A 2,886-nucleotide genomic window follows, 5' to 3' on the forward strand; every position below is an offset into this window, starting at 1 on the left:
ACGGAGAATATGTCGGCGGCGGATCGGCTGGTGCGCGAGAATCTGGTCAATAGTCTGGTGGCGGGCGTGGCCACGGGCATGGGCACGAGCGGCGCGGACATGGCGACGGCGGCGGGTGCGGCGCAGATCGAGTCGCAGAATAATCAGGTGGCACCGTTTGGTCGACATGCCCGAACAGATGAGCAGACACTAACGGGCGATTCAGGAACGCCGAAGAAGTGGTATGAGCAGTCGCCGGTTGATCTGTTGGCGCAGGGGATCAAGAACGGACTGGATGCGTTCCCGGGGTTTGGGGAAGGTGGTCCGGTTGGCCCGAGTATGGCCACGGCGTTGGCCACGGTTGAGTCATGGCTTGTGCCAACGAGCGCGACGCTCAGTCAGCCGGGGTATGTGCCCAGTAATGCGACGCTTGCAAAGGGTGATAAAGGAACACAAGCTAGTTCGACCGATAGTGGCGGCGCACCGCCGCCTAATATGTCTCCTGATGGCGCTGGCCGTAGCGGTGCATTTAACGAGGCGAAGCGCAACGCAGGCATCCCTACGAGTCAGCAACCGGTCGAAGTTCGGCCCAACGTTGATCGACAGGGGAACGTTCAGCCTGGTTATCAGTACGTGTACGAGGTTCCCTCAGAAGGTGGTAGGACAAAGGAAGTAATCATTCGCGACGACGCAGGCGGGCATTCCTTCGGAAATAACGACCCACAGAATCGAGGCGCGCATTTTAACGACCCAGCAGGAAATCACTATGACTACTGAAATCACTATAGGCGTGGCCGACGATGCATTCTCAAAAAATGATCTAATTAGACTGGAGCGTGCAACATTCGAAGAGACCATCGCGCTGTCAGCCGCTGATTGGATCGCAAAGAGAGAGCCGCAAGACGCGGCACTCATTGATGTCTTACATTTTGTATATCGTTCGTTACAGCAGCGTATGGAGGGATATCATCTTTGGCTTCTACTAGGTGATACACGTTGGCAGGACGATACGCGGATCATACGCTACAGGAAAATATTCAATTCTCTGAAGGTCCAGGGGTTGGATTTCGAAAGATTTCCAGATCGACAAGAGTTCATGGTCGAGCAATGCGGAAAACTCAAGTTCTTTGGTGCCGTTCTGCTTGGAGAGGATGCCTTGGTCTCTGTGCCTGAAACAATGCAGCCGGGATCGTGTACTTACCTACTTGCTTTGCCTAACATTGCACCGGATTTATCAGAATCCAGCGGATGGTCGGGACGATTGAACACGGATTTCGAACTGATCCAATCTAACGTTAAAAATGACGGTATCATCTTTCAACGCGTTGGATACTTTGACGATCCCGAAGTCGGTCTGGTTGCCCTTGGCAAGCCGGACGTTGTGGCGAGGCTCATCGCATAACGGGGTATGTGCCGAGTAATGCTATCTTCAATGCTCGTAACAATAGCGAGAGTGGTAACAACTCGCTGCTCGATCCGAAAGCAGAAACGCACGTTCTCTATGGTGATGGGCCCACCTCTGGAGGGCATTTGTCGGGCGTTGGAAAGCCAGCTCATGAAGGACGGCAACTTCGCGGGGTCGGTACGGACTGGTTTGCTCTTTGTAGGACTTCTGATTATGTTTGTCGCGTATAAATATGTACCGCCTGCGCCATTTGGAGGTTTCCTGCTGCTACTCGGGCTAGGAATTGCTGCTGTTGGGGGGGTATGCAAGCAGAGCGCACATGCTGAAGATTAAACCGTTCGATAACTCGTATAAGAAGGCACGCAAGAGCTACGAAGAGAAGGACGAGGATCAAGACAAGTCCTGAAGCAACAACCCCAGCCATAGAGCTGGGTTTGTTGTTTGTTAGTGCCGTTCAAACCAGCGTGATGACGAGCTTGCCGTATCGACCCGCACTCTCCCGCGCTGTCGTGGTTCGAAGCCCGCGCACTCAAGCCACCGCCCTGAGAGATTGAGCCAAGCGAAAGGCGGCCGTCTTCAAAAGTGACCGAGCAAGAAGCGAGGGACACTTTCGCTCATTTGCATTGTGTCGCTATCCGAGACGCGCAATTGTTATATTGAATAAGATGCAAGTTAATGACTCATAGAAGAAAGCTCGCGGCCCTGCCGCTCACAGCCCTTGTATCGCTCGCCGTTCACGCACAGCAAGCTCCCAGACCCGCCGATGAAGCCGCCGCCGCCCGCGCCAACGCGATGCAGGATCAGCAGGTCCAGCAACAACGCGAGGCGCAACAACGCGAATCGGCCGTTCAGAGTCCGGCGGTGCGCTCAACCGTCCCGGACGATGGCGGCTTCCCCATTCTCCCTTCAGAGACGCCGTGCTTCCGCATCGACACGTTCGCGCTCGATGTACCGCCGACCTTGTCAGCCGCATCACGCGAGAAGGGCGCATCTGCGCTGCCGCTCGATCCGTTCGCGTTCGCGCGTGAATGGCTCGACCACTACAAAGGCCAATGCGTCGGCAAGCAAGGCGTCAACGCGCTGACCAAGGGATTGCAGCAAGCAATCTTGAGTCGCGGCTACATCACCACGCGCGTGTTGCTGCCCGAACAAGATCTATCGAGCGGCACGTTGAAGTTCGCGCTCGTGCCGGGCGTCATTCGCGATGTGCGCTTCGCCGAGCCGCTCTCGTGGGGCACATGGAAAACCGCCTTCCCGACAGGACCCGGCGAGGTGCTCGACCTGCGCGACCTGGAACAAGGCTTGGAGCAGATGAAGCGCGTGCCGAGTCAAGACGTCGACATGAAGATTGAACCGACCGACGTGCCGGGCGAGAGCGATGTCGTGCTCACCGTCAAGCGTGCCAAACCGTGGTCGCTCGTCGCCTCGATCGACAACTCCGGCAGTCGCGCGACGGGCAAGCTGCAAGGCAATCTGAGCTTGGGCATCGACAACCCGCTGGG

At 56.4% G+C, this 2,886-nt stretch carries 3 protein-coding genes; all 3 read left to right on the forward strand.

What is annotated here, in order from left to right; translation table 11 throughout:
* The coding region (locus tag AWB82_RS36410; RefSeq protein WP_268811062.1) for an HNH/endonuclease VII fold putative polymorphic toxin at positions 1–756 on the forward strand (756 nt) is incomplete at its 5' end.
* Positions 746–1,381, forward strand: coding sequence for a hypothetical protein (locus AWB82_RS36415; RefSeq protein WP_086974075.1), 636 nt, complete (start codon positions 746–748; stop codon positions 1,379–1,381). The genes AWB82_RS36410 and AWB82_RS36415, both read left to right, overlap by 11 nt.
* Positions 1,382–2,059: 678 nt before the next feature.
* Positions 2,060–2,886: ShlB/FhaC/HecB family hemolysin secretion/activation protein (locus tag AWB82_RS36425; protein WP_143756997.1), on the forward strand; the 827-nt coding region annotated here is incomplete at its 3' end.

This window comes from Caballeronia glebae (assembly GCF_001545035.1).
In the GTDB taxonomy this organism is placed as follows: domain Bacteria; phylum Pseudomonadota; class Gammaproteobacteria; order Burkholderiales; family Burkholderiaceae; genus Caballeronia; species Caballeronia glebae.

Excerpts from the sequence above, each read along its gene's own strand:
- AWB82_RS36415 (WP_086974075.1), top strand. The coding sequence starts at position 746 with ATGACTACTGAAATCACTATAGGCGTGGCCGACGATGCATTCTCAAAA.